Origin of the sequence: Porphyromonas sp. HMSC077F02 (genome assembly GCF_001815465.1) — a bacterium.
Taxonomy (GTDB): Bacteria; Bacteroidota; Bacteroidia; order Bacteroidales; family Porphyromonadaceae; genus Porphyromonas_A; species Porphyromonas_A somerae.
Window position 1 is genome coordinate 56,313 of the sequence record NZ_KV820630.1, and the last position, 26,814, is coordinate 83,126.

The following is a 26,814-nucleotide window of genomic DNA, read 5'->3' on the forward strand; positions in this document are numbered from 1 at the left end:
AGGATCGAATGATGAAAAAGAATAATATATACCTATTCGTCACCGCTCTGCTACTACTCTCTGGTAGCCTTGTGAGCTGCAATAAGTTTCTCGACGTCCAACCCAAGGGAACTTTGCCAGAGGATGTACAGTTTAGCGACGAGCAAGGATTCAAAGATGCCCTCTATGGAGTTTATGCATTGATGGGTGATCAGGCACTCTATGGTGAGAACCTCTCCTATGGATTTGTGGACAAGCTAGGTCAGATGTTTAAGTACATCAACACCGCCAATCTCGACAACGAGATCACCAAGTATGAGTACACGAACCTTAATGTCCGCCCTATCATAGATAATATATGGGCTTCGCAATATTCCACTATCGCCGCGGTCAATCTGATTATCAAGCATGCCGAAACGACCGACCTCACAGGTGAAACTATGGATATCATCAAGGGTGAAGCGTATGCACTGCGTGCCTTCCTTCACTTTGATCTTGTCCGCCTATTCTGCGTAAGGTACGCCGACCGCAGTGGCAAGAGTGGTATCCCCTACGCCTTTGAGGCTGACCAAAATAATAAGGAACTCTTTGATATCGAAGGGGTCTACAAGAATATCCTTGCCGACCTCGACAAAGCGGAGACCCTTTTGCAGAAGGATAATACCCTCAATGCACCACTCGGTCTATCAAAAGACCCCTATTATGATGAGCGCTATTCGGAGCTGAATAAGTATGCTGTGATGGCACTTAAGGCACGTGTCTACTACACTATGGGCGACAAGACCAAGGCTGCAGAGTATGCCCGAAAGGTCATTAATGCCGATGTGAAAGGTAATAGCGAATCAGAGGAGGTGAAAGGGCTAGCTCTGACCAAGCCCAATGAGTTTAAGAATATCAAGAACTTCCCAGGCACAGGGGAGATACTCTTTGGTATCTATGCCGATAAGCAGGCACAGAATATCTACGACCTATTCCTCACCAACCCTCAGTCGGGCAACTTCACCGAGGCACGTAAAGACCTCAAGGCTCTCTACGAGACCGATAAGTTTACCGCCACCAATACCGACCATCGTTATGCAGCCTTCTACAAGGAGGAGAGCAGAGGCACCTTTGTCTATACCCGACTTATAGAGTCTGAAAACGAATTGACTCAAAAGACCTTCAGGGGCATCCCTCTGATACGTCTGCCTGAGATGTACTACATCCTCTCGGAGAGTCTATATGACACCAATAAGGAAGAGTCCATCAAGCTACTTAATGAAGTACGTGCTAGCCGTGGGTTAGAGCCCATTACAGACAACTCTTTGGACACCAAGGAAAACTATATCCAGGAGATGCTACGGGAGCGGATGCGTGAGATGCCAGGCGAAGGACAGATCTTCTTTGCCTATAAGCTCTACAACCTACCTATCTTAGCTCACAGTAGCAATCAGAGTTTTGAGCCATCAGAGGAGATCTTTGTGCTACCATGGCCAGAGAGCGAAAAAGAGTTTGGTAACGTAAGCAAGTAAATATAAGCATATGAAAAGTACATTATATAAGTCACTACTAATCATCGGTGCCACAGGGGGCCTACTACTAGGTGGTTGCTCCACTCCCTTGTCACAAAAGACCGATGAGCTAGGGATATCCACCGATGGTGCATACCACGGTGAGGGTAAAATATACTTTGACCAACAGACCAAAGCAGATACCCTCATCAATTACTCCTTTGGCCCTAATCCGCTAGAGGAGCAATCTCACGAGGTGAAAATACCTCTCCGTGTACTTGGGGATAAGTCGGAGCAGGCTCGTAGCTACAAGGTCACTATCGTAAAAGATAAGACCACTGCAGAGGCTGGCAAGCACTTCACCCCACTCAAGGAGAGCTACCAGTTTAGAGCTGGTGAGTACACCGATACTCTCCGTATCGAGTTACTTCGTAGTGAACTATCTGCCGAAGTCGAAGAGCCTGTACAGCTTACTATTAAGTTAGAGGGGACCACGGATCTACAGGTTGCCTTTGAAAAGCAAAACCAATACACCATCACCTTCAATAACTACTTAGCTATCCCTTCCCCCTGGATCTACTTGGGACCATATTACCTTGGAGACTATCACACACTCAAGTACATCAAGCTATTAGAGGCTTATGACCACGATGAGAATAAGTTTTGGGCCGACGAGAACTTTGGTGCAAAGTTTGCCGAGTGGATGCTCAACATCAAGAATGTACGCGATTACTTCCTAGCTCACCCCGAGCTAGAGGTTCCTCCCATTCCAGATCCATCTGCCTACCTAACATTTGTAGAATAAACAGTCAACGATATGAGCAAAAGATATATTTTAATCGCCCTAGCTAGTATGCTAGCACTCTCCTCCTGCTTTAAGGATCACAGCACCGAAGCAGACGTGGCCATCACAGAGCTTGTTCCCAAAGGAGAGCTACAAGAGATCTACCGAAGAGGTCAGGGGCTACCCCTGACTATCCCTTGCCCAGAGATAGAGATGAAGGGGGTTGAGAAGCCACTCACCTACTCATGGGAAGTCAATTACAAAGAGGTCTCAAAGGAGAAAGACCTGGTATATCCCTGCAATGAATTCGGTATCTTCCCTGTACGCCTTAAGGTAACCAATGGAGAGACTACACTCTTCTTCACGAGCCAAATCGATGTACAGTACCGGTACCGCAAGGGGATTTACTTCCTTTGGGGTGATGCTTCAGAGGCAAAAGTAGGGTATATTGACCCGCTTCAGCCCAAGGAGGATATCGACCTCAACTCACTAGCTCTCAACAATCCCAAAGAGACCTTCAAGGGAGAGCCTCACGACCTTGCCTTTTATGCCAATGAGAAGTATGGCTACAAAGGCTTCCTCCTCGCCGCCGGCAAGAATCTATATAGCTTCAGCCCCGACGAGATGAGGTTTTTAAAGCCACTGAAGCTCTCCACCGACGTGGTAGGCTTAATGGGCGACCCTAATGATAAGCTAGGTCCTTTTTTCTACAATGGGCGCTTTGGCATTATGGATGCGGTACTTCTTTCCGTTAATAATCAAGACTATCGAAAAGTGCTGACCCCATTAACCAAGAAAGAGTTTGGGCAAGAGCCTTATCTCGCTCCAAGACTACTTTATTGGAGAAAGGTGGGTGAGGCTTCTACCGATGGTTATCTAGTGTACGACAATCAAAATGAAGTCCTCCTAGCTAAACACAAAAAGGCTGAAGTGTGGTTCAAGGATGAGACCAAGGGTTATGAGCTACTAGAGATGCTGTCGCTCGACCGATCGCAGCAGATGGTCCTTTACCTCCGCTCAAAGAGCGACGGTTCTATTAAGGAGCTAAAGCTCAAGCCGGGTCTGTATAAGGCGGGTAAGAAGTATAACCACGACAAGGAGCTTACCTACACTGGAATGGTACCTACAAATGTCAAGCTAGCAAAAGGGAGTATCCTAGTGGCTGCTTCACTTCGTAACCTGATTTATTACACCGACCCTGAGGGGAAAGATATCTATGGGTACAGCATCGTATCGGAAGGCAATTATCAAAGCTCACCACTTCTCAAGACCCCAGCCGGGCAAAAGGTGGTGGATATGAAGGTAGATAAAGAGAGTAAGTACCTCTATGTAGCCCTTACCGATGGCTCTAAGTCGACGATTCAGCGGATCGACCTTGAGAATCACCAGGTAGATATGGAGTGGACCGACCTTCAGGTCAAGATCGTGAAGATAGCACTCAGAGAGGACAACCCAACCAATCTATAAAATACAAACATACACAGAGTAAAGAATAATGACAAAGGAGATAAGAGTCCTTACGGCTCTTCTTCTATCAGTAGCACTTCTGTGGGGCAATCCCACTGAAGTGTCTGCTGGTGGAAAGAAGCGCAAGGAGGAGAAGTACGCCAAAGTATTTAAGGATGCCAAGGTAGAGAAAGCGGTTGATGGCTTCCTTGGACTATACAAAAAAGATGGAAAGCTCTACCTAGAGATCCCCAAGTCGGAGCTAGGGAGTGAGCTACTCCTCGGTGCCGCCCTATCGAGTGTCTCAGACGGCACCATCCTCACACTAGGCATGAAGAGCGAGGAGCCGCTCTTGATGAGCTTTGAGCTAAGAGATAGCACCGTAGTAGTCAAGAAAGCCAATACCATCGTCTATGATGAGGGAGCCGACGAACAACTAAAGAAGGCACTCTCTATCAGTTATCGTGACCCCTACGTACAGGCTTTCCCGATTGAGGCATACGCCCCCGACTCAAGCGCTTTTCTCATCGATGCCACCAATCTACTAGCTCGGGAGAATAAGCTCGTTAGCGTCATCCCCAAGCACTCAGGCGAATTCACCCTTTCCGCTACCCCCGAGAGCTCTATGTCTTTTATCAAATCACTGAGCTCCTTTGAGGATAACGTCCAAGTGCGCGTGGAGCTCAATTACAAGCTCTCCGCCACTATGCTGGGAATGGTCTCTGTAGCAAGTGATATGCCCACCACTGTAGAGGCCACCTTTACCCTCATCAAACTTCCCAAAGAGGCCATGCCGGTAAGGGTCGCCGATACACGGGTAGGCACCTACACCACTACCAAACTACAGTTCCGCCCCGACCTCGATAAGTCCTCAAGCCTCTACCTCGCCAATAGGTATCGCCTGATCCCCCGCGACCTAGAGGCCTATCAGCGTGGCGAGTTAGTAGCTCCGATAGAGCCGATCGTGCTCTACCTAGACCCCACCTTCCCCGAAGATTGGAAAGAACCCATCCGACAGGGGGTGCTACAATGGCAAGGGGCACTGGCACAGGCAGGCTTCAAGGATGCCCTTCGCGTGGTAGACTACCCGACTGATGTACCCGACTTTGACCCCGACAACCTTAAATACTCCTGCATCCGATATATCCCCAATGGAGATGAAGAGATTTATGCCCCTTCGTGGGTGGATCCTCGCACGGGAGAGATCATTGCCTCGAGCCTTCTTGTCTCCAATAATATCGAGAAGCTATTCTACAAGTGGTACTTTACGCAATCGGCATTGGTAGATCCTTCCATTCGTAATACCCCCCTTCCAAAAGAGCGTCGTGATGCCATGCTCACCATGGCAATTGCGCACGAGATAGGGCATATACTAGGGCTGCAGCACAATATGCTTGCCTCTAGTGCCTATCGCACCAAAGACCTACGAGACCCTGCATTTGTTGCTAAGCACGGTATCTCACCCAGTATTATGGACTACGTAAGGCTCAATTACGTAGCTCAGCCCGAGGATCGGGTTCCCTTTGTCCTCCCACAGGTAGGTCCTTATGATAAGTATGTAGTGGAATGGCTTTATCGCTACTTCCCCGAGCACCATGGCGATACCAATAAAGATTCCGAAGTGCTCCAAGCAATGGTCGACAAGAAGAGCCAAGAGCGTATCTACCAGTACCTTCCAGAGCAGAGCTATGCCTTTGACCCACGGGTGATTGCCAATGACCTTGGCGACGACCCGATAGAGAGTAGCACCTTGGCGATTAAAAACCTTCAGCAGATCTCTCACAACTTCCCTGCATGGATCAAAGATGATGAGGATAGCCGAAAGAAGGATGCGCTGGACCTGGTGATAGCACAGCAATTTCATCAGCTCCTCAAAAACGTGATGCATCAGATCGGTGGCATACAGGTCAATCCTGCAAAGCCCACCAAGGAGACCCCACTCTACACCGTGCTCCCTAAAGAGGTACAGCGAAGCTCCCTCCGTTGGTGCGTAGATAGAATCAAGGAATTTAAGAGCTACGGCAATCAAGATCTAGAGCGTATGAGCAATATCCGCATCAGCTACTACGACCAGCTCTTCGAATTCCTCATCAACGATCTCTACAACACCCGCATGAGAGTGCTCACCTCCTCTCACATCGTACCAGGAAGCTACTCTCAGGCAGAGTGGTTTGCCGATATGAGCCAAGAGGTCTTTCGGAACATCCGCGAGCATCGCGACCCCACGCATGCCGAGATCTTGCTACAGCGTGGCTTTATCAACCTAGGCAAGGCAGAGGTGAGTGGCACCACGATCCCTACCAAGATGATTCCTGCTGCACTCAAGGAGGAAAATACCCCTACCCTTACCTCCTTTGGCGACCCACAGCGTAGCCCCTACCCTATGATCCGGCTAGAGGATATCGACGAGTCGGGGCTCCACTTTATGATTGCCCTAGAGAAGCTGCTCCCTCAGCTAGAGCGCGCAGCGAAAGAGGCAAAGTCGGCCGAGGCCAAAGCGCACTACTCCGTATTGGTATTCAAGACTAAAAAAGCACTTGAAGGAAAGTAATGAAAAGTAATATGATACAGCACTCTAGGCTCCCCCTCCTATTGATGCTTCTCTTTCTGCTAGGGGGCCCAGAGGTCTCGGCACAGTGGCTCAAGTCCAAGCGTACCTTTGCTAAGGAACAACGTGAGGAGAAGGAGCGTGAAAGTAAGCTGAGCCCCTATGAGCGTTTCTTTGAAAAGGATAAGCCCAAGAGTAGCCAAGGAGAGTTCCTAAAGCTACATCAAAAGGAGCAAAGACTCTATATTGAACTACCCGTGGAGCAGCTACAAAAGGAGATGCTGATGGCCGCTACCGTCACCGACGTTTCCAATCCACAGCTCGCGCTCCCAGGCTTTAAGAATAATGGTCCCATCCCTATCCAATTTGTGCAGAAGGATAGCCTCATCACCATGGAGGTGGTGAATAACGACCTGATGCTCGACCAAGCCAGCCAGCACCTCCTGGAGGAGGTAAAGGGGAGCTACACCAATGTCACTCTCCACACCTTTAAGTTGGTCGGCTATGCAACGGATAGCACCAGCTTGCTTTTTGAGGTGACCGACTTCTTCCTCAAAGAGCAGCGTTTCTTTGACGGCTTGGTAAGCAACGTCGGCTCCTACCGCCTCTCCTCTAGCCCCAATTCAGGACTATCCTACATCGATCAGATCAAGTCTTTTGAAAATAATGCCGTCGTAACCGTTGAGCGCTCAGCTATGGTATCGCTAGCCAATCAGAGGGGTACCGCCCTCAAGGATTACCCCGTCACCTATCGCCTCACCTACTCCATTGTAGAGCTCCCCGAGGAGCCGATGATACCGCGACTAAGCGATACCCGTATCGGCTACTTCCTCACGGAGAAAAACATCCTACACACCGAGAGCGGTCAGATAGAGCCAGCTACCTTTGCACGACGCAGGAGGGTAGAGCCACTCCACCCCGAGGTCATTGCCCAGGGTGGCCTATCGGAGGTAAAGAAACCAATCGTCTACTACATAGAGGATACCTTCCCCGAGCGCTGGCGTGCTGCTATCAAGGCAGGGGTGCTCAGGTGGAATAAAGCCTTTGAGCGAATTGGGCTCAAGGATGTAGTGCAGGTAAGGGACTTCCCAAAGGACGACCCACAGTTCGACCCAGATAATATCAAGTACTCTTGCATCCGCTACATCCCTGTAGGGATTGAGAATGCTATGGGTCCATCGTGGTATGACCCCCGCACAGGGGAGATCATCAATGCCTCGGTGATGGTCTATAGCAATGTGATCAAGACCCTCAACAACTGGTGCTTTGTACAGACCGCACAGCTCGATCCTACCGTACGCACCAAGACGCTTCCCGACGACCGATTTATGGAGGCACTAGAGTATGTGATCGCACACGAGATAGGGCATACCCTTGGGCTGATGCACAATATGGCCGCTTCAAGTGCCTACACGGTAGAGCAACTCCGCTCTCCCGAGTTCACCAAGAAGTACGGTACCACCCCCAGTATCATGGACTATGCCCGCTGGAACTACGTGGCACAGCCCGAAGACAAAGGGGTCAACCTCAATCCTCCCTTCTTAGGCGTCTACGACTACTACGCCATTGAGTGGGGATACAAGGTGTTCCCTGAGCTAGGTGGCGACTTTATCAAGGAGAGCAAAGCACTGCAAAAGTTTGTAGCAAAGCATGAGAGCAACCGCCTCTATAAGTACGGTGCACAGCAATTGGGACTTCGCCTTGACCCCTCAGCGATTGAGGAGGACCTCAGCGATGACCCTGTAAAGGCAGGTGAGCTAGGGCTACGCAACCTACAGTACATCCTCAGCCACCTCGATGAGTGGATCCAAGACGACCCCGATGCCGACCACCGCAACGACCTCTATGAGCAGATCCTAGGACAGGCCTACGGCTATTACAATAATATCTTTGCCTTTGTCCCTGGCGTGATACTCACCCAGTCTTCGGAGCAGTCGGGAATACCCCGATACCAAGTGCTACCACGCGAGAAGCAACGCGCCGCAGCTCTTTGGCTACTCAATAATGTAGCCAACTTCCGCAAGCTAGGGGAGCAGGCACAAGCAACACACCTACAAGTGGCTGCTTTGAAACCTTTCGAACTGGCAGAGGGCGATATCATGAAGATGGCGATGCTCAATACCAGTAAGCTAGCTATCTCCAATTACTTCGACCCCACCTCCTACTCCCCACTAGAGTACCTTGAGGATGTCTACCAACACGTATTCCGTAAGACCCTTAGTAGAGACGAAAGAGTGAGTAGTTACGAGCGGCGTTTTCAGGAGATATTCGTGAGGTACCTAGTGGCAGCAATGGCCTACTCACTAGATAACATCTACCCTGTAGGCTTCAAAGGTAGTGACGACCTAGCACTTCAATTTGCCCAGAACTACCCCCACCTACGCCCCATATGCCCACATACCGAGTGTGAGGAAACATCCATCCAACTCCTAGGATTTGGCAATGACTACGGTATGGTGGACCACCTATGGGCACAGGCAATCAACCTCACCACCGACTATACACTCGACTATACCATCAAGGTGAGAAAGCTACTTGAGAAGGTCACAAAAACCACCAGCGACCCTACCCTCAAAGCCCACTACAAGCTACTTCTCAACACCATTAATCGCAGACTCGAGAAGTAGTCATCCCAACCTACATACAACCAACTGCGAAGCGAGGCATCTCCCAAAGGATGCCTCGCTTTTTATATATAATCCTCCAATTGGTTGTTGCTACTTCTTAATTTTTTTGACGCAGTAGCTTAATGGGAGCGCAATCTAATGGTTACTTAGAAACGATACTTTTGCACAAGTTATTTCAAATACAAACTAAAACGGTGGTAACCGCTTACTGTCACTAGCTACTGCATGTGTCTTAAGCGAAATGAATGATTACAGAAGTACAGATGAAGATGATTAATGATGAGATGAGGGCTGCGTGGGTACATCATTTATTACCTGTGTTGCTCATACTTCTATCCTCCTTTGGTATGGCACAAGGGCAAGAGATAGAGGTGCGTGGTAAGGTGGTGGATGAACAAAACCAACCACTTATAGGGGTGACGGTAACCCAAAAAGGTGCAGGGAAAGGGACCACGACCAATGCTGATGGTCTCTATAGGCTAAACGTCTCCAGTGACGCCCGACTGACTTTTACTTTTGTGGGCTTTCATACTGTAGAGGAGAAGGTCAATGGGAGGAGCGTGATTAATGTGGTTTTGAGGGAGGATAATCAGCTCTTGGGTGAGGTGGTGGTCATCGGGTATGGAACTCAGAAAAAGGTTAACCTAACTGGTGCGGTATCTACCATTAGCAGTAACGATCTGGAGGATAGGCTCTCACACTCCGTAGCCAATATGCTACAAGGAGCAGTGCCTGGACTAAATGTCACTACCTCTAAGGGCAAACCAGGCTCCTCAGGGGTACTGAATATTAGAGGCGTCAACTCTATCAACTCAGCTGATCCTCTCGTGGTGATAGATGGAATCACAGGGACAGCGGCAGATCTTGCACGTCTTAATCCTAGCGACATTAAAACGATCTCGATCATTAAAGATGCCTCAGCAGCAGCTATATATGGTGCCCGTGCTGCTTTTGGTGTAGTACTTGTAAGCACTAAGTCAGGCTCGGATAGCCAAAAGACGTCTGTGAGATATAGCGGCCGCTTTGGTTGGGACGAACCAACCACCTCCACAGACTTTGATAGCAGAGGATATTATTCGATACTCCACGTCAATACTTTTTGGCAGGCAGATAATGGTAAAAACTACATAAGGTATACCGACAAAGATATGGAGGAGCTCTGGGCGCGTGTCAATGACACCACTGAACAACCAGGGCGCCCTTGGGTAGTTGAGGAGATCCGCGATGGCAAGAAACAATGGGTTTACTACGGCAATAACGATTGGTGGCATCTATTATTTCGCGACAAACGCCCTGTGCAGCAGCATAATGTGAGTATCTCTGGTGGGACGGAGGCTGTATCTTATTTTATCTCTGGCAATTACAACCGTCAAGAAGGAATGCAGAGAACCTATCCTGATATATTTGATAGGTATACGCTTCGGTCCAAAGTGGGAATAAAAATCAATAAGTGGCTAGATCTTGAGAATAACACGTCATTCTACAAGTCGTCTTACTCATCCATAGGGGATGGAGATATTGAGGATTTAATTGCTTATAGTGCTAGGCATGCTTTGGCAGTTTACCCACTCAAGAATCCAGATGGATCGTGGCTCTACGGCACTCCCTATCAAAGCTATAAAGTAGGAAATGGGCGGCATATTATGCTCAATGAGAATACTCATAGACTTCTCGAGAAAGGGCTCAACTTGACGAGTACCACGAGGCTGGTATTTCATCCCATTGAGCCTCTCTCTGTGACAGCCGACTTTACCTACCGATTTAATCAGTCGCAGAAAAAGGCACGCTCCTCGGAGATGTGGTTTAGGCAGCGACCAGGTGACAAGCTGGAATCGTATAATACAGGCGCAGGGCAGAATAATCTGACTGAGACGATCTCCAACTCTGACTTCTACGCCACCAACGTCTTTGTCAATTACGATCAAAAGTTTAATGAAGTCCACTCCATCTCGGCTGTCGTTGGTATGAACTCTGAGTATTACTATCGGAAAAATATCAGTGCTTGGGGAAATGACCTCACATCAATAGACCTTGATGACCTTGACCTCGTAGGCATGAATGAGGATGGAATTACCGAAACTGGCGTAGGTGGAGGGCAAGTCGATTACGCTCTACTGGGCTTTTTCGGGAGAATCAACTACTCCTATATGGATCGGTACCTCATTGAGATAAGCTGTAGGTATGATGGCACTTCACGCTTCAAAGAGGGTCAGCGATGGGGCTTCTTTCCCTCAGCATCGGTTGGTTGGAGAGTCTCAGAGGAGCCATTTTTTAGACCCCTTAAATCGTGGGTGGATAATCTCAAACTAAGGCTATCTTTTGGTTCACTCGGTAATCAGAGTGTCTCCTCCTATTATCCCTACCTGAGGCTGGTAAAAATGGGCACACTCAGAGAGTATACCTTTGGGGAGGGTGGTTTGAAAGCTAAGTACTCAAAGCTTACAGACCCTCTCGCACCCGACTTGACTTGGGAGACTGTACAGCAGTGGAATCTTGGATTTGACCTAGCGATGCTCAATAATAGGCTAAATATTGACGCAGATATCTATCTACGCAATACGCTCAATATGCTCACCGAAGGCGTGGCACTGCCAAGTGTGTATGGAGCTAAATCGCCCGAAACAAATGCTGCAGATATGCAAACGAAGGGGTATGAAATCTCTATCGATTGGCGGGATCAACTAGTGCTTGCCGACAAGCCATTCAGATATTCACTAGGGTTTTCACTCAGTGACTACCGCAGCTATATTACTAAGTACGACAATCCCAATAAGACTTTTGCCAAGAAGTATTACGAAGGGATGAGACTAGGAGAGATCTGGGGATTTGTCACTGATGGGCTTTTCAAGACAGATGAAGAGGCAAAGCAGTATGCTAAGGAAGTAGATCTGAGCTACAGGAGCGGGCGATTGACTGGCGGGTGGCTGGCAGGCGACGTCAAGTTTGTAGACCTCGATGGTGATGGGCAATGGGGTATTGGTCAAAACACAGTGGATCACCCAGGAGATCGAAAGATACTGGGCAACTCTCTCCCCTCCTTATCCTATGGTATCAGCTCAAGCTTCAATTGGAGTGGCATAGATGTATCACTCTTTTTCCAAGGTACCGGCAATCATTACTGGTACCCTCATGGCCAGACGATGAGCTACTGGGGAGGTTTTGGTTATCCATATCTATCATACCTTCCAAAGGGGTTTATGGATAAAGTATGGACTGAAGAAAAACCCGACTCTTACTTCCCCCGCCCTCGTGCATATGGGGCAACAGGTGGTTACTTGGCCGTGGTGAATGATAGATACCTCTTAAACGCTAGGTATCTAAGGCTTAAAAACCTTACCATAGGCTATTCATTACCCCACAAACTACTCGAAAAAGTAGGCATAGAGAGCCTACGTCTATATGCTAGTGGTGAAAATATCTACTATTGGTCGCCATTAAAAAAGGTCACACAGTACATTGATCCTGAGGCAGCGTTCAATAGGTCGAGTGCCGTCAATAATAATGCCTATTACCCTTGGCCCAAAACGTATATGTTTGGAATCGATATAAAATTCTAATAAATAGGAAGTAAGTATGAAACGAAAAGATATATTGCTCGCAACTGTACTAACTCTCGTAATAGCTCTGACAAGCTGTAAGGGTCTGGACCTATCTCCGAAAGATAAAATGACAGAACCAGAGTACTTCAAAAATGCAACAGAGTTGGAGCTCTTTAGCAACCCATTTTACGATGATATCTTAGATAAGAGCCCCTATGATAAGCAGAGCGATATTATGGTACAATCTATCCTTAGCGAGGTGATGGAGGGTGGTAACCGTCGCACAGTGCCAGCCTCTGGTAAAGGGTGGAGCTGGGGTGTACTCAGAGACATCAATACACTTCTGGAATATATTGATCGGTGTGAAGATAAAGAGGCCGTTAACCATTACTCGGCCGTTGCTAAGTTTTTCCGCGCATTCTTCTATTATGATAAGGTGGTGAGATTCGGTGATGTACCATGGTATGATAAGCCTTTGGAAGATGGGGATGAAGGGCTATACAAAGCGAGAGACTCGAGAGAGCTTATCATGACCAAAATCATCGAAGACCTTGATTATGCCATTAAATACCTGCCAACCAAAAAGAGTGTCTACAGAGTGAATAAGTGGTCGGCTCTAGCACTTAAGTCGCGTGTCACACTTTTTGAGGGAACCTTTAGGAAGTACCACAATATCAATTTACCTGGGCACGATTATAAGTATTATCTAGAGCTCGCGGAGCAGTCTGCCTTGGAGGTCATCCAAAAAGGTCCTTATAAGATCTATAATACCGGACACCCCGAGCGTGACTACCTCATGCTATTTGCAACCCCCGATGCCAATAAAGAGGAGTACATCCTTGCAATTAAGTTTGACTATGCACTCGGTATTAGGAATAATACCACAGCCTTTACCATTCAGCCTTCCCAAGGCCTTCCAGGCATCACTCGTAAATTTATCAATACATTCCTGATGAAAGATGGGTCTCGATTTACGGATCAAAGCGGTTGGGAGACAATGACCTTCAATGAAGAAGTCCTTAACCGCGATCCTAGACTAGCTCAGAGTATACGCACCCCAGGATATACCCGTATCAATACATCGGAAATCCTCCCTCCGGATCTCAACGTTGCCCCAACTGGCTATCAACCTATTAAGTTTGTACAAGATCCAGCCTCCAATAGCGGGAATAACGACCGCACAGGCTCCTCGGACGTAGACCTACCCATATTCAGGCTAGCAGAGGTGATGCTGAATTATGCAGAGGCAAAAGCAGAGCTAGGCACTTTGGAGCAAGCGGACTTGGATAAGACGGTAAAAGTGATCCGTGACCGTGCAGGAATCCCCAATATAAATATGGCCGATGCCAATGCTATTCCCGATCCCTATCTCACCTCAGATATTACAGGATATCCTAATGTGGAAGGTGCAAATAAGGGCGTTATCCTAGAGATCCGCCGAGAGCGGACTATTGAGCTTCACCGCGAAGGACTGAGGTTTGACGATATTAGGCGGTGGAAAGCAGGGTACGTTATTGACCAAGCCATCACCGGCATGTACTTTCCTGGCCCTGGAGAGTATGACCTCTCTGGCGATGGAAACATTGATACCATCCTATATACAAGCCAACAAGGTAAGCCCAAGGAAAAGGAGGGGGTAGTCACCTTGGAAATCGGCAAGAAGATATTCCTAACAGGTGGTGACAAAGGGTATCTCAACCCTCATCATAATTCAGAGAGAAATGGCTTCAATGAGCAAAGAGACTACTTCTACCCTATTCCTATTGATGATAGGACACTCAACCCCAACCTGACACAAAATCCAGGATGGGTCGATGGACTAGATAAGTGACAAACTAATAAGATTACATAATAGATTAATAGACTGAGATATGAAGAAAATAACCCTAACCATAGGTACCTTACTGCTACTAGCCACAAGCACCGTAGCACAAGACAAGGTGACAGGATATGTATTTGAAGACCAAAATGCCAACGGACGCATGGATCGTAGCGAGAAAGGGATCCCTGGAATAGCTGTCTCTAATGGCGTGGACGTGGTACAGACGGATAGCAGAGGTTGCTATGAGCTACCTATTGGCGACGATACTACCATCTTTGTGATAAAACCGGCTGGCTACAAAGTGCCTACCGACCACCAATTTATCCCTCAATACTTCTATCATCACAAACCTATGGGCAAGAGTGATGCTTTTAAGTACCCTGGGGTACCAAAGACTGGGCAACTACCCAAGGAGGTCAATTTTGGTCTCACCAAGTATGATGAGCCGGTAGACTACTCCGTGATCCTATTTGGCGATCCCCAACCCTATACAGATACCGAAGTCAACTACTTCGGACGCTCCATAGTAGATAGAGTGGTCAAGAAAGAGGATACCTTATTCGGCATATCACTAGGCGATATCGTAGGCGACTCACTGCCACTAAATAAGGGGTATAAGGCCGAGCTAGCAGCTCTAGAGCTCCCATGGTACCACGTGATCGGCAATCACGATCATAATTACGATGCCCCCAATGAATGGCTCGCCGATGAGCGTTTTGAGCTTGAGTATGGCTTGGCCAACTCGGCATTCAACTATGGAAATACACACTTTATTATCCTTGATGATATCAGATACCCCAACCCCAATGGAGGGCGAGGCTATACCGCTGGATACCGCGAGGATCAGCTTAAGTTTGTGAAGAACAACTTACAATTCGTGCCAAAGGACAAGCTAATAGTCATTGCACAGCATATCCAGCTGAAAGACACCTCGGCCGACGATAAGCCCTTCGGCAATGAGGAGGAGAGACAACAATTACTGGATCTCCTGAAAGACTACCCCAAGGTACTCTTTCTCTCAGGTCACACTCACTTCCAAATGCAGCTGCCAATTACAGCCGAAGATGGGTGGAAAGGCAAGGAGACCATTTGGGAATACAATGTAGGCACCACCTCAGGCGATTGGTATAGTGGCGAGCTCGATGCCGATGGGCTACCCTGTGCTATGATGCGCGATGGAACACCCCAAGGATATGCCTACCTCAATATCAATGGTACCCAGTACTCCCTCGAGTATCGGGTAGCAGGCGCTCCATCCGAGTATCAGATCAATCTATTTATCCCGAAAGTAGTACCTCACAAAGGGCGTAGCAATTACCACTTTGTCGCCAACTTCTTTATGGGTCACGAGAATGACCTCGTAGAGTATCGCATCAATGGCGGAGCGTGGAAGAAGATGAGACATACCCCTATGGCCGATCCTTCTCTCACCGAAATGGTAATGAAATGGGATACAACCTCCGAAAAACTATCGGGAAGGCGCCCCTCCTCACCTATAGAATCCTCTCATATTTGGATCGGAAGGCTAGATAAATCGCTAGCTCCTGGACTATATGAGGTAGAGGTGAGAGCTACCGACCGATTCGGTAAAGTACATACCGCCAAAGGGCATTATAGCACCATGTAGGGGTCATAACGCCAGCCACCACACCTTTCGGTAACCAAGGATCAGACGATCATTTTCGGCGTATAGGTCAAAATGGTGGGCGAAGTAGAAGAAAAAAACAGATACCTTTGTTCGTTGACCTGAAACGTAGCCGGCTCTGCAGGGGTGCAACCGGTGAGGGATACGGTCAATGGAGTCAGAACAGTTTACACTGACAGGGGAGGGGTACTATTGCCCCTCCTCTTTTTTGGATGTAAACTGGGCGATATCCCTATGCCTAAAAAACCCATCCACGAATCGTTTCTTGTGAGCTTGGGACATTCCATTATGCGCTCTAAGACGGCTTTTGAGTGCAGTAAATAGCCCTTCAATGGCGTTATTGGTTTTAGGGATCTGTATATCCGGATGTTCCTCGTAAGTAAAGAGTGTAGGGAGGTATTGACGAAAGGAAAAGTGGGCTGATCTAAGTGATTTGTGCGTGTATTGCCATTTGCCGTTTTCATCATTTATTGTCTTCTCCTTGAGAAAAGTATCCCACTTGGTCTCCCACTTTTTGAGCTGCGAGCAGAATGTGATATGGGACATCTTTCCTACACTCATAGCAAGTGCCAGAAGCTCTTGAGACGCCGGTAGTTTGGGTCGAAGAGTAAGTTTTCGTCGGACGATTGCGATAAAGTGATACTGGCACATTTGTGTGGGAAAATGCTTCAGTGCCACATCAAGACCGACTCCTCCATCAGTTACCACTGCCAATATCTTATAGCCCCCTTCCTCTATCTTTTTAAGGGATGTTGCGTAGTCCACTTTGCTTTCGTGAGAGATCCACTCCCGATAGAGTACGCAACCACTTTTATCGTCCAACGCAACGATTAGTCCTTGGTTTCTACCCCAATACGTCTCATCTATGTGAATAACTCCATCGCTTAATATGGGCGTCTTAAAGTCAACTGAGACCTCCTGAAGTCTCCGTTTTATCGTGCTCGGACTTACTCCAAGTGCTTCCGCGATTTTAGCCTGCGGTAAGCCACTCTGGTACAAGTCCCATATCTGCTCCTTACTTATGTGCCTTTTTCCTGTGAACGATGAGCCACAGTTCTTGCACAAATATCTCTTGTGTGTACCCCTGCGTCCATGACTAATCACACTGAGGCTCCCACACTTCGGACATTTTTTGGTTCATTTTTTCGCCTTTTCAAATGCTCAAAGATACGATAAACACTGGCTTATCCCCCTGTATCACCCACCGTTTTGACCTATACATTCGCGTTGGCTCACTTTTAACACTTCAAAGCTTTTCAAACCCTTATTTGTCTCTCTATACCTAGAAAAGACCTTTAACTCACCCACCATTTTGACCTATAAGTCTCATTTTCGTTCAGCAGTGCCCTATTTTATCCATCTGCAGATGGACAAAATAGGGCACCCTCGTAGGTAAGGATTCCCTTGTGAAAATAGGTCATTGGGAATGGCTGAAAAAGCTTTCGGGATGGGATTTTGTAACTACCTGATAATCAATAGTATTATCTAATCAAAAACTGAGTTGCAACTAAGCATTTGCTTTGTTGCAACTCGTCGTTTGCTTAGTTGCAACTTGCCGATCGCTTAGTTGCAACTGGAATTTTACCCTACTATAGTGGCGGGTATTTTGTAGGCTCGGTGTTAAGATGAAAGGAGGGGGCTCCACCGCATTAAATGCGGTGGAGCCCCCTCGGGGTAAGTTAAAAGGGTAGTGGGTTAGCGGATTCTTAGTCGATAGTCCTCTACCTCTCCGTAATTGAAGACCTCATCAGGCATTGGATAGCCTTCGTTCATCTTCATACTTACTCTTACACGATAGAGCCCTGACTCCATTCTGTAAGGAAGGGTAAACCACCCGCTCACTTGCTGGTAACCGTATCTTGATGCTACCAACTCGTTATTGGTAAACTTACCGTCCTTATTGTAGTCGATCCAAATACGCCAGTAGCACCAATAGGTCTGCTGAGTTCCGAATGATGGGCTCAAAGAATAGCTAAGTGCTCGTCCAGGAGTACCAGTGATGTGATGGGTATTGATATAGGAGGCATAGTTATCTCCTCGTGAATTATTCTTCATATCGCCAATATACACACTGCTGATATAGCCATAGTTGGAGTCCTTACCGTAGGAAACTGGATAGGGGTCATCCTCTGGATCAGGAGTTGGATCGGGAGTTGGATCGGGGGTTGGGTCAGGAGTTGGCGTGTACTTATCCTTGATATTTACGAGATAGTCCTCTACCTCTCCGTGGTCAAAGACCTCGCAAGGCTCGGCCGCAGCTCCCCACTTCATGGATACCCTCATGCGGGTATTGCCCTTGGTAGCCCCTGCTGGGATAGAGATCCGCTTGGAGGCTGCCACATTGGACTGAGTGGTATTAAAGTCGGCAACTAGCTCATCACTCGAGAATACTTTATCACCATTAAAGTCGATCCATACTCTAAAGTACTCTGGGTAGCTACCATAGATAGAGCCTGGGGTAAGGGTGAGTGTATAGCTCTCCCCCTTCGTTAGCTCAATAGCCTTGCTACTAAAGTAATTGTAGCCACCAGTATCACCACGGGTAACGTTATTGACATTAGCAAGAGATACTTGTGCAATGTAGGTGCTCCGAGCATACCTACCCATAGACTTGCAGTAGTCACCCGAAGGGGTAGGAGTAGGATCTACACCGCCACCTTGGAGTAGTGCTTCTACATAAGGACGGAATATCTTGGCTCCACCTGCAGCATTAAGCCCCTTATCGATCACACCATTTTTGAGTACAAAGGTACCCTCTTTACTGATAAATAATAGGTCGGGTACCGTCTTGATACCTAGCTGCTGAGTGATGAAATCCCAATGCTCCCATTGACCACCTGGGTTCACGTCGAAGCTATAAAACTTCACCTTCCCCTTGTACTCACGGGCTAATAGCTCCACACTTGGCTGAGTATGCTCGCAGTAGCTACAATCAGTTGCCTTGAGATAAACGACCATAGGTGCGGTATAGCCACGACCAACATCTACACGATTGCCACCACGGAAGGTGAGCATCTGCTTGTATTGGTTGATGTTGAGTGGAGTGATGTCGCCAGTCTCAGGAGTAGGATCGGGATCAGGGTTGGGGTTAGGCCTCTGATTAGGCTCAATGCCGATCACGATATCCTGACCATAGTTAAAGCCTCCGCTACCGCCACCAGTACCGAGAGAGTTGGGGTCAAGGGCATGGAGTAGGAAGTATCCATCCGACATACCTCCCCACCCCCAATTGATATGGAAGTAGCCTCCGCTATAGCCATCGCAGACAAAGGAGTGACCACCACCATTGCCCGAGCCAGCATACTGTACTGGGCGCCCGTTGGCTAGCTCATTGTAGACGATATTGGTCCACTGAGCCGTATTATAATTGGAGCGATAGATATCACGGATGGTATTTTTGTAATAGAAGTGATCTCTCAATAACCCTGGCACGTAGTACTGCCATGTACCGCTACCATAAGCAGAGAACATCATATTAAGTCCCACTGCCACATCATAGGAGAGCTGTGCAATTTGGTGATTGCGTTGGCGAAGGGTAGCCGCTGGCATTTGATCCCAGAGGTACTCTTTATTAAAATTGGCATACTTTCCATCGTGGGTAGAGGTATGAGAGCCAGTACCACGAGGTGGATACTTCCAGTATCTCATAATCTGAGTAGTGGCTGTAGCAACACAGCCTACTGGATGACCGTATGGGATGTACTCATTGTAGTAGGGAGATTGATTCCAGCGGATATTGCCTAGCAATGGGGCAATATTATTATAAGCACGTAGCGACTCCTCTACCACCACGCCATTGATAGCTTGGTCGTAAGCTGCTCGGAGAGCCTTTGTCACAGGAGTTACCTGACGGAGAGAGTCAATGCTTCTGGCATAAGCTCCTAGGAAGCTAAGCACGTTGGAGGCCTCGGCTGGGCGCTCCTCTACGCTAGCATTGGCGAGCTCTGCTCCGAAAAAGCTACCATCCTCAGAATACCCTAAGATAGGGAAGGTGACATTCCACGCAGAGACCACCACAAAGCCTTTATTGATATTGAATACATAATAGGCTGGGAGAGATGACTGAGCATCGGTCTGTGCATCAGACGAAGCAGCCCGAAGAGCGGTGGAACTTGTCGGCTCGGCAAAAGCTAATTCTATTCCCGAAATCTGATCGGTATCAGTAGCCCCCTTTAGAGCACCATTTTCCGCAAAAAACCTAAGGGCAATCGCCTTGGCCTCATCTACGGAGAGGTGGCGTGCCTCAGTGGTAATGGGCTGGTCGTCACCATCGCTAGGCACTCCTCTTCCCTCCGACTTACAGCCTATCAATAGGCTGGCAGAGGCAAAGAATAGACCTGCGATGAGCAGCAGCCACAAAAAACTTCTTCTGTTCATAGTCAAAAGTTGTTTGGGTTAATTATTATTTAGTTCACATTAATATTACAGTTGAGAGATAGTGCCATCTACTTGGCGGATGCCGTTATCAGCTTGGATATCGAGCACTAGGTTAGCTTCGCGCTGGTTGGTTCGCTTCTCTTGGGTAAAGAAGTTGAATGCTCCCCTATTCGCCATCATGAGCAGCTCGCGAACGGTGCAGGTAGTGCTCTCAGAGCCGAGGTCATAAAGGTTGCGAGTACCATTGGCTACAGCATGCCCGAAGTATCCACTGATGGTCACCTCCATCTTTAGGAAGTCGGCCATACTCATACCCTGTGGACGCTTAAGAGACACCTCGAGACCCTCCGTATCAGGAAGTGCAACATCTTGCTCTGGGTCATCGATACGGATATAGTTATTCACTGGACGCTCAAAGATAGTCTGCTCGCGACCACCTGCTAGTGCGATAGTCACCTTACCATGTACATACAAAGGCTTGATATTATCCGACTTAGCTCTCAGCGTACGTGGAGTAAAGCGAAGGACTAGCTCATCCATATCTGGAACGAAGTAAGACTCGTTGCGAACAAAGTCACTCGTGAGGACTACTCTTGCTACTGAATTATCATGAACATACCTAAGAGTATAAGCCACTGGCTTAGCCGAAGAGGCGGAAAGTGGACTTGATAGGCTCTTCTTGAAACCTTCCCAACCCATAGACATACCATATCCGTGCTCTTGAGAGGTGCCACCGATGATACGAGACTTAGATACAGAGGCATCTAGGATCTCCTTGTACTTGGTTTGGAGATTGATATCAATATTCTCAGTAGGTACATTGAGGTTAAGGGCGGCTACCACATCGTGATACTCATGCTGGCTTGAGATAACAGCAAAGCCCATACGGCCGTAGAATACCTCGGATACATAGACAGGCATCACTCCGTCCATATCCTCTACATTGGCAGTCTTGAGGATAAACCCGTCAGGGATATCCACTGCGATGCTAAATACCTTTTGAATCGCCTTGACGAGCACGTGGGTCTTCATCTTTTGGTGTGAAGTGCTTAGGTTGAGCTTAGCAATAAGGTCCTCCTTTTGGTAACCGACACCCAGCTCTGCCCCGATCTCTGTAGAGCTAGAGAGTTCGTTGATTTCGTATACGGTGGTAGCTGCTAGTGGCATGTTTTGTGAGCCAAACCAACGCTGTACCGTAAGATTGTAGTCGCTAGCCTTAGGATTGATATAGCTGGCTACATAGTTATTCATAGGAGAGGCAGGGATAAGGTCTATGGCACTCCAAGTCACCTCACCAGTAGTCCCAGGAAGCTTTACATACCTACCATTGGTGATAGAGCTACCTACAAAGACACTTCCTGGGTAGATAAGGCTACCTGCTGGGTTGAATATAGAGAGCTCATCAAAGGCAAATCCCGAATTATACACCTTACGCTGGGTGATATAGATACCATGCAGACCACCGAAGGTACCTGGCTCGACTACCTCGCCATCAATCTGTGGAGCGATAGGATCAAGAGGTGGAAGATTTTGTCCAACTTCCCCTTGATCCATACCATCAGGTAGAGGCAAGGCACGTACCTGAGCCTTTAGATTAGAGGCATCTTGAGTCTCCTCTGGGGTGTTAGGCACTTCAATATTATCCTTTTTACAGCTAGCAAGTGCTATCACCATACCGAAGATGAATAGCAGTGAAATAAATATCTTTTTCATAGTTGCTTATCGTTTATTATTGTTATTTCTGATTAAAGTAAGACCGAGGCTGGCTACCTAGACACCTAGTAGTAATAGGCTCTCCATCACCAAAGGATACAGAAGTATAACCGTTGGGTACCTCTTCCACCTCCTTAACATCATGGAAAAGGTCAAATAGCACAGTAGCAGAGTAATCTCTACTAGCATTTTTGCGCGTTGTAACAGTAAGGGAGTGGTGAACTGCATTAAAGAGCAGATCCTGTAGGCGTATGCTGTACTTGCTCTCTCCGAGGTCGTCACCAGTAATGGTACCTGCTGCATTGGTATTATAGAAGTGCGTATCGATGTAAACCCTCTGATTGAGGAAGTCTTGCATACTCATTCCCTCAGGACGCTTAATGGTAATGGTGGTGTTCTCGGCACTTGGAAGCCCTGATTGCTTCTGCTTATCGAGCTTTATATACTTGCTCATTGGGATCCATACTAGTCGATAATCGGTGCTTTCCCCCGTGGTCGATAGCTCTCGTGGCACGGTAAGCACTGTGTGACCCCATACCTGGAGGTCGTCCTTGGTACCAGCATTGGCCTTGAGCTGAGCAGGGCGCAATGAGAAGGTGATCTCATCGCAATCCTTTACGAAGTAGCTCTCCGTGACTGGGTACTGACCACTCTGCACTACTCGAGCAACAGAATTATCATCGGCATACCTAAGGGTGATGGCTACGGGTACTGCCTCTGAAGGAAGGAGCTCGGTACTCATTCCTTGCTTAAAGCCTTCCCAGCCCTCCTTTACAGACAGACCGTGGTCGCCAGACTTACCGCCGGTAAAGACATACTGGGTAAAGGTCTCATCGAGAATCTTCTTGTACTTAGCAGAGAGCTCAAAGTGGAACTTAGGCACCATAATCTCTAGAGCTGCTAAGACCTCTCTATAATCATGGTCGGAAGAAATGAGTGCATACCCCATACGACCATAAAATACATCGGAGATGTATACTGGCATCACCCCACCAAGGGCGTTGGGGCTGGCACTGAGTAGATGCTGGCGATTGGGGAGGTCCATAGAAACGGAGTAGAGCTTCTGGACAAACTTCACCAATATGTGAGTGCGTAGCAAACCTCTCTTACCCTCAAATACAATTCCTGCCTTGGCATTTTCACTCTCAAAGCCCATCCCTAGTTTAGCGCTGAATTCACGGAGATCTTTGACCTCAGTCATCTCAAAGGTAGTCACTGCTGAAGTAGGCAATTGGGGTGTTCCACGCCACTCCTGCATAGTGCTCGCATAGTCGCTAAACCTTGGCTCATTCACCGTCTTAACAAACCGCATCTCCTGTGGATTGAGGGGCACCATATCGGGGCTGGACCAGGTCACTTCCCCTATTTTTTGCCCTCTTACTGGCAGATAACGGCCATTGTTGATCGAGTTACCTACTAGCACATTGCCCGGATAGATTAGGTTGCTCATAGGATTGAAGAGCAAGTACTCATTATAAACTACCCCAGCACTGTACATAGAGCTGCGACTAATGATGACCCCCTTGAGCCCGTCACGAACTGTAGGGATAACCTCACCGCCCTCCCCAGGCTCACCAATAGGCTCGGGTGGGGCGATCGGATCACCCCCTCTAAGCATACCAGGTGCTAGAGATAGCTGGCTAAGGTCTGTAGGAGCAACCTCGGGCTCCTCAGGAGCCACTTGATTCCTACTACACGACAACAGCAGTAGCACCGCAATAAACGGTAACCACCTCTGTAGACCTACAAAGGTCAGGAATTGTTGTGTTTTCATAACCAATAGTTGTTAAAATTGTTTTTAATAGCAAAGCCAACAATACGCCGTTATATACGAATTTACGTCATTATGTAAAACAATAAAGCGATAATATGGATATGATTAGCTTCGTGGCACAATATTACGAATTATTATTATAACCACAAAATAACTTGAATACATCTTTACATTAACTTTGTTTCTAACAACTTGTCATATTTAACACAACAAAAGGCGTCTTGCACTCCCTTTATTTATCAATTGCAAGCCAAACATTATAATTCCTAAGGCAAATCAGTAGGTAGTTTCTTGCAATAATCGTGAAAAATAGAGTAAAAATAGAGCTGATATCAAAGCACAAAATCGACCTTTGCAATCCACTGATATTCAACACCATATATAGCCGTCAACTGAGTTGCAACAAAGCAATCGCTTAGTTGCATCTCAGCAAAAGCTTAGTTGCAACTAAACTTTTGGCTTACTACCAATGGGATTTTTTCACGATAGAGACCAAGGAACTACCAGCTCAAAAAGTATACCTATCTACTTTACCAAATACAAATTTCTAAAGAGACACCTCAAATCACCTTCGTCTGACAGCCTATATATATTATATATGTGTAACAACTTACAAAAGGAAATAACTTGCGGTGTTTGGAAGGGCAGCTATTGGAAATATCGTAATAATTACGTAACTTGTGGAGCGGAAGGAAAAAACATCATCAAATAGCGGGAAGACCGTATATAATGACCGTTCGCAACCAAACTGAATACAGAAAACCAAGAATATACAAACCATCTAAAAAACGAACAACATGAAGGAATTTCAGACAAATGAGATCCGCAACATCGCTCTACTCGGTAGCTCGGGCTCTGGTAAGACCACGCTGATAGAGTCGATGCTCTTTGAGGCTGGCGCTATTCAGCGCCGCGGTACAGTAGAGGCTGGCAATACAGTGAGTGACTACTTCCCTGTGGAGAAGGATTATGGCTACTCAGTATTTACTAGTGTATTTTCTGTACCGTGGCAAGATAAGAAACTCAACTTTATAGACTGTCCTGGTTCGGACGATTTTATCGGCGGTACGGTAAGTGCACTCTACGTGACTGACTGTGCCCTGATGGTGATCAATGCTCAGCAAGGGCTAGAGGTGGGGACGATCAATCAATTTAGGCAGACCCGCCGTTTCCAAAAACCGGTGATCTTTATCATCAATCAGCTGGATCACGAAAAGGCCGACTTTGAGAATAGCTATCATCAGCTCAGAGAGCACTACGGCACCAAGGTAGTAGCAGTACAATTCCCAGTGACTACAGGGCCTAACTTCAATCAGATTGTGGATGTGCTGAAGATGAAACTCTATCAGTGGGGACCAGAGGGTGGCAAGCCTGAGGTGCTAGATATCCCTAATGAGCTAATGGATAAGGCGAAGGAGTATCAGCAAGCTCTGATTGAGGCGGCAGCTGAAAATGACGAGACTTTGATGGAGAAGTTCTTTGAACTTGGTACCCTCACAGAGGATGAGATGCGCGAAGGGATCCGCCAAGGCCTTATCAATAGAGATATGTACCCAGTATTCTGCGTGAGTGCGGGGAAGGATATGTGCGTTCGGAGGACGATGGAATTCCTAGGGAATGTAGTGCCTACTACAGAGAAAGTAAAGCCTATCGTAGCTAGTGACGGCACAGAGGTGAAGCCCGACTCTAATGCTCCTGTATCGCTCTACTTCTTCAAGAGTGCTATGGAGCCACATATCGGTCAGGTTGATTACTTCAAGGTAGTGAGTGGTACCCTTACAGAGGGTGTCGACCTTGTGAATCAAGACCGTAACGAGTCCAAGGAGCGACTCACCCAGTTCTTTACACCTCAAGGTGGTAACCGTACCAAAGTAAGTGTCCTTCATGCAGGAGATATTGGTGCGGTGGTGAAGCTAAAGGATGTACGTGTGGGGAATACACTGAATGCCAAGGGCGTTAGCTATACCTTCCCACCAATGGAGTACCCAGCTCCTAAGTATCGCCGTGCCATTAAGGCGGTGAATGAGGCCGACTCTGAGAAGATGAGTGAGGCACTGCACCGTATGCACTATGAGGATCCTACTTGGATCATCGAGCATAGCAAGGAGCTCCGCCAGTTGATCGTTTACGGACAGGGAGAGTTCCACCTACGTACGCTCAAGTGGCGCTTGGAGAATAATGAGAAGATTGAGATTGAGTACCTTGAGCCTCGTATCCCTTATCGTGAGACCATCACGAAGACAGCTCGTGCCGATTATCGTCACAAGAAGCAGTCGGGTGGTGCTGGTCAATTCGGTGAGGTTCACCTGATCCTAGAGCCCTATACCGAGGGTCAACCATTGCAGAGCGTCTATAAGTTTAATGGCCAGGAGTTCAAGATCAATCCTAAGGAGACTCAGGAGATTCCACTCGAGTGGGGTGGCAAGCTAGTCTTTGTGAATAGCATTGTGGGCGGTAGCATCGATGCCCGCTTTATGCCAGCTATCCTTAAGGGAATTATGGGGTGTATGGAGCAAGGGCCACTAACCGGCTCTTATGCCCGTGACGTGCGTGTGATCGTTTATGATGGTAAGATGCACCCTGTAGATAGTAATGAGGTCTCCTTTATGCTAGCCGGTCGCAACGCCTTCAATGAGGCATTCCGCAATGCAGCGCCTAAGATTCTGGAGCCGATTTACGACGTAACGGTAGCGGTGCCTGCCGACTATATGGGTGATGTGATGAGCGATCTACAGGGACGCAGAGGCATCATCATGGGTATGGATAGTAAGGCCGATTATGAGGAGATCAAGGCTAAGGTACCTCTAAAGGAGCTCTCCAACTACTCCACTGCCCTCAGTTCGCTTACCGGCGGTAGAGCTTCCTTCACCATGACGTTTGCAAGCTACGAACTAGTGCCTGGAGATATCCAAGAGGCACTCATCGAGGCTCACCACACCGACGAGGAGGAGTAATCCCCTTCCCTCAGGAGCATAATTAACAACTCCGCCACCTACAGGTCTAAGCCTACAGGTGGCGGAGTTTCTATATCTACCAGAGACTGTTGCACGAAGGATGAGATATAAGGCGC

At 47.7% G+C, this 26,814-nt stretch carries 13 protein-coding genes and 1 pseudogene; 9 read left to right on the forward strand and 5 right to left on the reverse strand.

Annotation, left to right across the window (positions count from 1 at the left end):
- Positions 1-8: 8 nt before the first annotated feature.
- The 8 genes from HMPREF3027_RS01040 to HMPREF3027_RS01075 all read left to right on the forward strand — a co-directional run bounded on the left by HMPREF3027_RS01040 (position 9) and on the right by HMPREF3027_RS01075 (position 15,862).
- On the forward strand, positions 9-1,490 hold the full coding sequence (locus HMPREF3027_RS01040; protein WP_246830501.1) for a RagB/SusD family nutrient uptake outer membrane protein: 1,482 nt from the start codon (positions 9-11) through the stop codon (positions 1,488-1,490).
- 10 nt (positions 1,491-1,500) lie between these two features.
- Positions 1,501-2,274, forward strand: coding sequence for a DUF4843 domain-containing protein (locus HMPREF3027_RS01045; RefSeq protein ID WP_018028431.1), 774 nt, complete (start codon positions 1,501-1,503; stop codon positions 2,272-2,274).
- Between the two features lie 12 nt (positions 2,275-2,286).
- A complete protein-coding gene (locus tag HMPREF3027_RS01050; protein ID WP_141756204.1) occupies positions 2,287-3,720 on the forward strand; it encodes a hypothetical protein in 1,434 nt (477 codons plus the stop codon).
- 28 nt (positions 3,721-3,748) lie between these two features.
- Positions 3,749-6,250 carry a zinc-dependent metalloprotease gene (locus HMPREF3027_RS01055; protein WP_070706389.1) on the forward strand — a complete coding sequence of 834 codons (2,502 nt, stop codon included), beginning with the start codon at positions 3,749-3,751 and terminating at the stop codon, positions 6,248-6,250.
- Complete coding sequence (locus HMPREF3027_RS01060; protein WP_070706390.1) at positions 6,250-8,874, forward strand: zinc-dependent metalloprotease; 2,625 nt, start codon at positions 6,250-6,252, stop codon at positions 8,872-8,874. The genes HMPREF3027_RS01055 and HMPREF3027_RS01060 overlap by 1 nt, the downstream gene beginning before the upstream one ends.
- Positions 8,875-9,119: 245 nt before the next feature.
- Positions 9,120-12,431 (forward strand): SusC/RagA family TonB-linked outer membrane protein, encoded by a 3,312-nt coding sequence (locus HMPREF3027_RS01065; protein ID WP_246830502.1) that lies wholly within the window; start codon positions 9,120-9,122, stop codon positions 12,429-12,431.
- 16 nt (positions 12,432-12,447) lie between these two features.
- A complete protein-coding gene (locus HMPREF3027_RS01070) occupies positions 12,448-14,244 on the forward strand; it encodes a RagB/SusD family nutrient uptake outer membrane protein (RefSeq protein ID WP_070706391.1) in 1,797 nt (598 codons plus the stop codon).
- 40 nt (positions 14,245-14,284) lie between these two features.
- Positions 14,285-15,862 (forward strand): calcineurin-like phosphoesterase family protein, encoded by a 1,578-nt coding sequence (locus HMPREF3027_RS01075; RefSeq protein WP_070706392.1) that lies wholly within the window; start codon positions 14,285-14,287, stop codon positions 15,860-15,862.
- Between the two features lie 207 nt (positions 15,863-16,069).
- Here HMPREF3027_RS01075 and HMPREF3027_RS01080 read toward each other — a convergent pair whose 3' ends face one another.
- The 5 genes and pseudogenes from HMPREF3027_RS01080 to HMPREF3027_RS01095 all read right to left on the reverse strand — a co-directional run bounded on the left by HMPREF3027_RS01080 (position 16,070) and on the right by HMPREF3027_RS01095 (position 23,744).
- Positions 16,070-16,702, reverse strand: coding sequence for an IS256 family transposase, variant Zn-binding type (locus HMPREF3027_RS01080; protein WP_246830503.1), 633 nt, complete (start codon positions 16,700-16,702; stop codon positions 16,070-16,072).
- Between the two features lie 111 nt (positions 16,703-16,813).
- Positions 16,814-16,984, reverse strand: a pseudogene (locus tag HMPREF3027_RS09725) (helix-turn-helix domain-containing protein); the annotation flags it as partial.
- Positions 16,985-17,575: 591 nt separating this feature from the next.
- The gene (locus HMPREF3027_RS01085) at positions 17,576-20,257 is read right to left on the reverse strand and encodes a C10 family peptidase (RefSeq protein ID WP_070706393.1); all 2,682 of its coding nucleotides are present in this window, start codon (positions 20,255-20,257) and stop codon (positions 17,576-17,578) included.
- 45 nt (positions 20,258-20,302) lie between these two features.
- The gene (locus HMPREF3027_RS01090) at positions 20,303-21,970 is read right to left on the reverse strand and encodes a thiol-activated cytolysin family protein (RefSeq protein WP_070706394.1); all 1,668 of its coding nucleotides are present in this window, start codon (positions 21,968-21,970) and stop codon (positions 20,303-20,305) included.
- A 22-nt stretch (positions 21,971-21,992) separates the two neighbouring features.
- A complete protein-coding gene (locus HMPREF3027_RS01095) occupies positions 21,993-23,744 on the reverse strand; it encodes a thiol-activated cytolysin family protein (RefSeq protein WP_070706395.1) in 1,752 nt (583 codons plus the stop codon).
- Between the two features lie 797 nt (positions 23,745-24,541).
- On the opposite strand from HMPREF3027_RS01095, the gene HMPREF3027_RS01100 reads away from it, so the two are divergent.
- On the forward strand, positions 24,542-26,698 hold the full coding sequence (locus HMPREF3027_RS01100; protein WP_070706396.1) for an elongation factor G: 2,157 nt from the start codon (positions 24,542-24,544) through the stop codon (positions 26,696-26,698).
- The last annotated feature ends 116 nt before the right edge of the window (positions 26,699-26,814 follow it).

Bases quoted from the DNA above. Each gene is read 5' to 3' on its own strand.
- HMPREF3027_RS01040 (WP_246830501.1), top strand. From the start codon at position 9: ATGATGAAAAAGAATAATATATACCTATTCGTCACCGCTCTGCTACTA.
- HMPREF3027_RS01045 (WP_018028431.1), top strand. From the start codon at position 1,501: ATGAAAAGTACATTATATAAGTCACTACTAATCATCGGTGCCACAGGG.
- HMPREF3027_RS01050 (WP_141756204.1), top strand. From the start codon at position 2,287: ATGAGCAAAAGATATATTTTAATCGCCCTAGCTAGTATGCTAGCACTC.
- HMPREF3027_RS01055 (WP_070706389.1), top strand. From the start codon at position 3,749: ATGACAAAGGAGATAAGAGTCCTTACGGCTCTTCTTCTATCAGTAGCA.
- HMPREF3027_RS01060 (WP_070706390.1), top strand. From the start codon at position 6,250: ATGAAAAGTAATATGATACAGCACTCTAGGCTCCCCCTCCTATTGATG.
- HMPREF3027_RS01065 (WP_246830502.1), top strand. From the start codon at position 9,120: ATGATTACAGAAGTACAGATGAAGATGATTAATGATGAGATGAGGGCT.
- HMPREF3027_RS01070 (WP_070706391.1), top strand. From the start codon at position 12,448: ATGAAACGAAAAGATATATTGCTCGCAACTGTACTAACTCTCGTAATA.
- HMPREF3027_RS01075 (WP_070706392.1), top strand. From the start codon at position 14,285: ATGAAGAAAATAACCCTAACCATAGGTACCTTACTGCTACTAGCCACA.
- HMPREF3027_RS01085 (WP_070706393.1), bottom strand. From the start codon at position 20,257: ATGAACAGAAGAAGTTTTTTGTGGCTGCTGCTCATCGCAGGTCTATTC.
- HMPREF3027_RS01090 (WP_070706394.1), bottom strand. From the start codon at position 21,970: ATGAAAAAGATATTTATTTCACTGCTATTCATCTTCGGTATGGTGATA.
- HMPREF3027_RS01095 (WP_070706395.1), bottom strand. From the start codon at position 23,744: ATGAAAACACAACAATTCCTGACCTTTGTAGGTCTACAGAGGTGGTTA.
- HMPREF3027_RS01100 (WP_070706396.1), top strand. From the start codon at position 24,542: ATGAAGGAATTTCAGACAAATGAGATCCGCAACATCGCTCTACTCGGT.